General features: G+C 61.7%; 7 protein-coding genes. 3 read left to right on the forward strand and 4 right to left on the reverse strand.

What is annotated here, in order from left to right; all coding sequences use genetic code 11:
* The first annotated feature begins 398 nt into the window (after positions 1-398).
* Both A9W96_RS14015 and A9W96_RS14020 read left to right on the forward strand, forming a co-directional pair.
* Positions 399-1,958, forward strand: coding sequence for a GMC family oxidoreductase (locus A9W96_RS14015; protein ID WP_067140552.1), 1,560 nt, complete (start codon positions 399-401; stop codon positions 1,956-1,958).
* Positions 1,959-2,159: 201 nt separating this feature from the next.
* Positions 2,160-2,747, forward strand: coding sequence for a CGNR zinc finger domain-containing protein (locus tag A9W96_RS14020; RefSeq protein WP_231997714.1), 588 nt, complete (start codon positions 2,160-2,162; stop codon positions 2,745-2,747).
* A 189-nt stretch (positions 2,748-2,936) separates the two neighbouring features.
* On the opposite strand, the gene A9W96_RS14025 is transcribed toward A9W96_RS14020, so the two are convergent.
* From A9W96_RS14025 to A9W96_RS14035, 4 genes are all read right to left on the reverse strand, one after another.
* A complete protein-coding gene (locus tag A9W96_RS14025) occupies positions 2,937-4,520 on the reverse strand; it encodes an AMP-binding protein (RefSeq protein WP_067140555.1) in 1,584 nt (527 codons plus the stop codon).
* Between the two features lie 37 nt (positions 4,521-4,557).
* Complete coding sequence (locus A9W96_RS14030; RefSeq protein ID WP_156753079.1) at positions 4,558-5,400, reverse strand: alpha/beta hydrolase; 843 nt, start codon at positions 5,398-5,400, stop codon at positions 4,558-4,560.
* Complete coding sequence (locus A9W96_RS31450) at positions 5,397-5,534, reverse strand: GMC family oxidoreductase N-terminal domain-containing protein (protein ID WP_156748764.1); 138 nt, start codon at positions 5,532-5,534, stop codon at positions 5,397-5,399. Before A9W96_RS31450 ends, A9W96_RS14030 begins: the two co-directional genes overlap by 4 nt.
* A gap of 716 nt (positions 5,535-6,250) precedes the next feature.
* Positions 6,251-6,709 carry a MarR family winged helix-turn-helix transcriptional regulator gene (locus A9W96_RS14035; protein WP_066865281.1) on the reverse strand — a complete coding sequence of 153 codons (459 nt, stop codon included), beginning with the start codon at positions 6,707-6,709 and terminating at the stop codon, positions 6,251-6,253.
* 63 nt (positions 6,710-6,772) lie between these two features.
* Between A9W96_RS14035 and A9W96_RS30430 the strand changes: the two genes are divergently transcribed.
* Positions 6,773-6,927 (forward strand): VOC family protein (locus A9W96_RS30430; RefSeq protein WP_369830831.1); only part of this gene is annotated, 155 nt, incomplete at its 3' end.

Raw genomic sequence — 6,927 nt, forward strand, 5'->3', positions numbered from 1 at the left:
CCGCTCGAATTGATCATGGCCTGACCACGGCCATTACTCCCCCCGGGCCGCCAGCTGCAGATGCTCGGATCGCTATCCGATGGCTACTCCTGATTGGTCATACCCGCGAGGTATGGCCGGGCGCCCGATTCGGTATTGGACGTCGTCCGGCGCATTGTGGAAACGTCGGTGCTGCAAAGGGCTTGGCGATTGCTGTCCCCTACTCCGTAGGGCAGGCATCAAGGCACTTGTAAACCGTTGCGGGCGTGGTCGGTTCGGGCCGGTTGCTGGAGGTCGCGTCGGCATGGTGTTTCTCCAGTGACAGGGAGCGGCCACGCGGGACTTGAGTCATGTTGAACCGAGCGCCCTTTCGGCACGTCTTTATAGAAGTACACCTAGAGAACGATCAGGAGAACTTTGTGGATACTGTGTTGAAGCAGCGGTTCGACTACGACATCATCGTCTGCGGTGCTGGCTCGTCAGGATCGGTGATCGCCGGTCGGTTGGCCCAATATCCCGACATCAAGGTCTTACTGTTGGAGGCCGGTGGCAGCGATGACGTCCCCAGCGTGACCGAGGCCAGTCAGTGGCCATCGAACCTTGGCAGCGAACGTGATTGGGGATTCCTCTCCGATCCTGACGGCCGGCTTCATGGACGCGCCATCGCGTTTTCAATGGGCAGAGTGCTCGGTGGCGGGTCCGGTATCAACCTCATGATTTGGGCGCGGGGGCACCGCAGCGACTGGGACCACTACGCCTCTGAAGCCGCTGAGCCGGCGTGGGGATACGCAAACGTCCTTGATTTGTATCGCCGGATCGAAGATTGGCATGGCGTCGGTGAGCCAAGTCATCGGGGCAGGGGTGGGCTGGTGTTCGTACAACCGGCGCCCGATGCGCATCCGCTCGCCGCAGCGACGCTGGAAGCCGCTAGGGCACTGGGAATTCCGACGTATCAAAGCGCCAACGGCCGCCTGATGGAGGAGACCCGCGGCGCTGCCATCGTCGACCTGCGCTGCCGCGACAACAAACGCCTATCGGTGTTTGGCACGTACGTCGCCCCGCATCAGCGGCAGCCGAATCTGACGGTGGTGCCGCACGCGATGGTCACCCGCGTGCTCTTTGACGGCAACCGTGCCACCGGTGTCGAGGTCGTCCATGACGGCGCGGTTCACCGGGTGCGCGCCAGCGCCGAGGTCGTGCTGTCGCTCGGTGCCATTCACACGCCCAAGGTGCTCATGCACTCCGGCATTGGCGACCAAGACGAACTGCATCGAGTCGGCGTTCCCGTTCGCCAGCACCTGCCCGGGATCGGGCGCAACCTTCAAGACCACTATGGGTTCGACTGTGTCTGGGAGTTTCCCGAGACCATCCAGGGCAGCACTCAGGTGGGGTCGGCACTGTTTTGGGATTCCGGCGCTGCCGATGTCCAGGGTCCGGACCTCTTCGCATGCTCAGGGCCATTCCCGAAAGCGACAGCCGAAAATGCCGCGAAATACGGTCTGCCGCGGAGCGGTTGGACGTTGTTCGGCGCGCCCACGCACCCCTACAGTCGCGGTCGACTCCGGTTGTCCGGCCCCGACCCGACCGATCCCATCCGGATCGAAGCTGGCGCGCTATCAGACCCCGAAGACTTCAAGACCGCGATCGCGTGCATCGAAACCCTGCGCGAGATCGGTAACTCCCGAGAGCTTCGACCTTTCGTCGCGCGCGAGGTCATGCCCGGCGACCTGACCGGCACCGAGTTGGAGACGTATCTGCGCGACGCCGTCACCACCTACTGGCACGAATGCGGAACCGCAAAGATGGGGCGTGACTCGATGTCGGTGGTCGACGGACACCTGAAGGTCTACGGCATCGAGGGCCTGCGTGTCGCCGATGCCTCCATCATCCCGCGTATCAGCACGGCCAACACCATGGCACCGTGCGTCGTGATTGGCGAGCTGGCTGCACAATTCATCAAAGTTGACCATCGAATCTAAAAGTGTAGCGCCGCACAGGATCTCATTCGCCATCGCCATCGGATATGTACCACAAGTTAATCCAGCCATCGCAGAAATAGAGGATGGATGCAATCGACGCTGCAACCTGCCGATCCCCACGCCACCTGCACCTGACAACCGATGCCTTCACAACGGTTCGAGCCACGCCAAGGTCAATTCGGAGTCGCGCCCGACAGCTTGGTGTTGGTTCAGGAATTTCTCAACACGGCCCCCATCCAGGGGTACGACACTGATCTGCTGCTCGACGTCGAACTGACAGGAAACTGGTGCGCCGCTACGGTGCCCAAGTGGGCGGCGCTGCGAGACGCCGACGCCCAACCGCCGTCGCTCAAGCTAGAGGATCTGCCGAAACTCCGGGAGTTGCGCGACGGCATCGCGAAAATGGTCAACGGAAGATCCCCCGATGATGGCCAGCTGAGCTGTATCAGCTCCATTCGCGGAGCCTTCGCTCTGTCGGACTGCAATGGACTGCAGATAACGCCCACCGGCAGCGGCTGGCGTTGGCTAGCGTCGGCCCTCTTCAGCGAGATCTATCGAAGTCAGCTGAATGACACATGGAGACGGATCAAGCAATGCCGCAAGCCATTTTGCGGGACAACGTTTTACGACCGCTCGAAGAACAACAGCGGCGCGTGGTGCAACGTAAAGAGGTGCGGAAACGCCGCGAACCTGCGAGCACTTCGGGCGCGCCGACGCGACGAACGTGAGCGCGCGAACGCAAACGCTCCGGGACAGCATGACTACTGCCGACGCCCAGAAGATCGGTGACGATCAACCGGCTGAACGAGGCGAACCGGCAAGGTCGGCAGCGACGCGATCGCTCATAATCTGTTAAAGCGAGGTGCAGATCACCACTTCGAGCGTAGGCAGTCTTGGGCTTTCGTGTCATGGCTGCATCCCGCCGCCGGATGGGCATTACGAGCGAGGTGTACGGGCGGTTGATCGTTAAGCGGGATCTCAGCGCTCCCTCAGATTTTTGCGGAGAATCTTTCCAGATGCCGATTTCGGGATGAATGTGGTGAATTCGACCTCACGAATCTTTTTGTATGGAGCGACGCTTCTAGCCACGAACTCCATCACCTCGGCGGCAGTCAGCGAAGCGGAGGATGGGGTGACGACAAACGCCTTGGGGATTTCCTCGCCGGACTTGGGGTCTATGGCTGGAACCACGGCGGCATCCACTATCGCGGGGTGGGTCAGCAACAGTGCCTCGAGTTCAGCGGGCGCCACCTGATAGCCCTTATATTTGATGAGTTCCTTGAGGCGGTCGATGATGTAGACACAGCCGTCGGCGTCGACGCACGCCAGGTCTCCTGTGTGTAGGAACCCGTCCTCGTCGATGGTGTCGGCTGTCGCCTCATCGTTGCCGAGGTAGCCGATCATCACATTCGGGCCCTTGATCCACAGCTCGCCTGCTGCGCTGACACCGTAGTCGGGGACCGCGATCTCGACACCGGTCTCGGGCGCAACAAGCTTGCTGACCGTGTTCGGGAGAGTCCACCCGCAGGAATGCACCTGCGCGACAACGCCTATCGTATCCCGCCCCCCGTCGACGGGCATGCTGTGGCCGACTCCGCTCAGCTCACTCATTCCGAAGCCCTGCAGCACCGCCACACCGAGTCGGGCGCCCACCGTGCGTGCGAGTTCACCGTCTAGCGGCGCGGCACCACACATGACGACTTCCAGCGAGGACAGGTCGTAGGAATCCACCATTGGGTGCTTGGCCAGCGCGACGGCCACCGGTGGCACGATAAATGCCTTGGTGCACCGGTGATCCTGAATGGCGCCCAAGAACGCGGCCAGGTCGAACGAAGGCATAACGACCAGCTTCGCGCGCGGCACCAGTGAAGCCGTCAGCAGCACAGACAAGCCATAGATGTGAAAGAACGGCAGCACGGCCAGAACGACGTCGTCGGCGCCGACGAGGTTGAGGGGTTGAACTTGGGCGGCATTGGCTACCAGGTTGCGGTGGGTCAGCATCACCCCCTTTGGAAGACCGGTGGTTCCGGAGCTGTAGGGGAGCACCGCCAAGTGGTCGGCCGGATCAAAGCTTCTGGCACCAGCGCAGTGAACCGCCGGCTGGGACCTGAAATCGACTTCGTCGAGCATAAGCACCTCGCCGGGCGCGAGTCCCATTTGCGCGGCAGCGGTTTCGGCCTTCTCGCGGTGCTCATCGACGGCCAGCATCATCCGAGCATGTGAATCGCGCAACTGCCGAGCAATTTCATCCGCGGTCGACAACACGTTGAATGTGGTTGCGGTCGCACCTGCTCGCAGGATGCCGTGAAACGCGACTGCGAACGCTGCGCTGTTGGGCGAAAGTAGCCCGACCACGTCACCGACGCCAACTCCGCGGGCGACGAGATTCGCAGCGAATGCTTCGATGTGATCAATCAGCTCCCCGTAGTGTGTCGTGGCACCCGTGTTCGCCTCGACGAGCGCGACGCGCTGGCGGTCGTCGTCGGTGATGCCGTCGAACAGGTAATTGAAGACAGGGACGTCGGGAATGCAGACATCTGGGAAGGGGCTGGTGAAGCTCACCGTACTCCAATCTGGTTGGTGTTCTTTGACTGCGGTCTTAGAGCCCTTGGTTTGTCAGCCAGGATTCGATCAATCCGGCGACCGCCCTCCACTGAGGTTCGAGCATCATCTCGTGCCCGACGCCGGGAATGAGGACCGGTTTGGTTCCGTAGGCCGCGGCGGTTCGACGCACGTGTTTGGGCCGATAAATTTGGTCGTGCTCGCCGCCGATGATCAACATCGGCGAGCGGACTTTCTTGGTTTTGACCAGATCACCGACCACCGTGTCAAACATCATCGCCCGCGTGCTGTCGGGTTGGATGAGCCGCGTAAAACTGTCGACGAGGCTGTCTGGCGCATCCTCACCGAAGAACAACTGCCGTGCACCAGCGGACGTCCCCACTAGATCTAGCGGGTTGGCGGTCAGGGCGAATTTGGTTGAACGCCAAGGGTGACGACATATCATGCGCATTACGGAGTCAAGCTGGCCGCCGCGTGGTGGGGTCGAAGCCATCAGTACGGCCGCTGGTGCGTCGTGCGTTTCAAGATACTTCTGCACGACAAAGCCGCCCATGGAATGCCCGACGAGGATGGGCGGCTCTGGGAGCGAGCCGACGACCTCACAAAGATCGGTGACGTAGTCGGCAATCGAACACAACCGCAGCGACTTGCTCAACGAGCTGTGGCCGTGACCGCGCAGACTGGGCGCCAAGACGCGAAATCCCCGGTCGACGAAGAAGGCAACGAAATTTTCCTGCCAGCACCAGGCGGCATGCCAAGCTCCGTGCACGAAAACGATCGAATGCCGACGTTTTTGAGTGGGCCTTCCGGTGTCAAACAATTCGAGCATCCTTATCCCTGTTTTCGTCGCTTCGTGGTGGTTGTGGAAGGGATTCGTCACACTCGGACCCAGGCGCACTCCGCCAGCAACACCGACACATCAGGATTCGCGGTGAGTCGACGCGCAACCACCGCCCCCGACGTCCCGGCACCACACACGACAACGTCGTACCGCTGCTCCACCACACCTGCCATCACAACCTCCTCGATGGAATAACGATCGCTATCTCACTAGAACGCGCCGGCCACGAAAAAGGTTCAACTCGAATCAAACTGACAAAGAACACCAAGGCCACCAGTGATCGTGGGCGGAGCCACTGGTGCATTCGGAGACGTACCCGCCGGCTGTGCGCCCCAGCTGTGGTCTCGACGCCGAATGATCCGTGAAGCCGGGCTCGGCGCGTTCAAGCGGGTCGCCAAGGACGCACCCAGCACGCTCGGTAGCCGCATCCGACAAACCATTGATACCCCTGGCCTGCCGGACACGGCCCTGTTCGAGCAGCAAGCGGCGCCCTGTTGGCGCCCACGGACGTCATCAACCGGTCGTCAAAAAGAACGACGAGCACCTCGACCGGCTCACCCACGCGTCGGCGTTGCTCAGGTTCGCAGCGACTGAAATGTCGCGAGCTGCAGATCAATACGCGGGGAGGGCGGCCGCTTGCCGAAGTACAACCCGCCAGCCCATTCCCACACCCAGCTTGTTGGCCAGTCCATGCTGGGCAATCATGTTTAGATCATGTAGTTTTCGGCCCAATGAAGAGGATCGGTGCAGCGCGTCAGAACCAACCGTGTCGACAAGCAGTTGCACCGCGTCTCGACACGTCGTCCCCGTTGTTCGGCTACGTCCGCCACGGATGATCGGGCGGCAGCGCCTGCGGACATTGCAGGCGCGTGGAGCGCAAATGAACGAGCTACGCGCCGTCTTTGCCGTCGCGCAGGGAATGGACCATGCTCTGCAAGATCCGGAACGCCTGTGACTGCTCGGCCTCGCTAAGGCCGGCCAGCATTCTGACCTCGACGGAACGGACCGCCGCCGACGCCTTTTCGAGGCTCCGTCGGCCGCGGGGTGTGAGCCGGGTCGGAAGGACCTTCCCGACGGGTGCCTCGGCGGGCCTGGTCACGAAGCCGTCTCGTTCCAGAGCCTGCAGCAGCACGTTCATCGACTGCCGTGTCACGAACGCGCCCCGGGCGAGCTCGGAGTTCGACAAGCCCGGGCGTTGAGCCAGCAACTCGAGGCACGAGTAGTGCGTCACGCTCATCCCGAGTGGCCGCAGCACCTCCTCCATGGCTGCGCGAAGTGCACTCGACGCCTCTTTCAGCACGTAACCCAGTGACGTCTCCAAGTCGACGCCCACACCGCCTTGACTCATGTCAGCATTCTGACATACAGTCACGTATGTCAGAAAACTGACATACGTCGAAGGAGTTGCCTCATGCCTGCCACCGGTCCTGACTTTATCTCGCTCCAAGCGCGCGATCTCGCTGCGTCGCAGGCCTTCTACGAGCGATACCTCGGCCTCGTCCGATCGCAGGCCGGGCCTCCGCACGCAGTGGTGTTCGAGACGAAGCCGATCGCGTTCGCACTCCG

Origin of the sequence: Mycobacterium sp. 1245852.3 (assembly GCF_001669335.1) — a bacterium.
Taxonomy (GTDB): Bacteria; Actinomycetota; Actinomycetes; order Mycobacteriales; family Mycobacteriaceae; genus Mycobacterium; species Mycobacterium europaeum_A.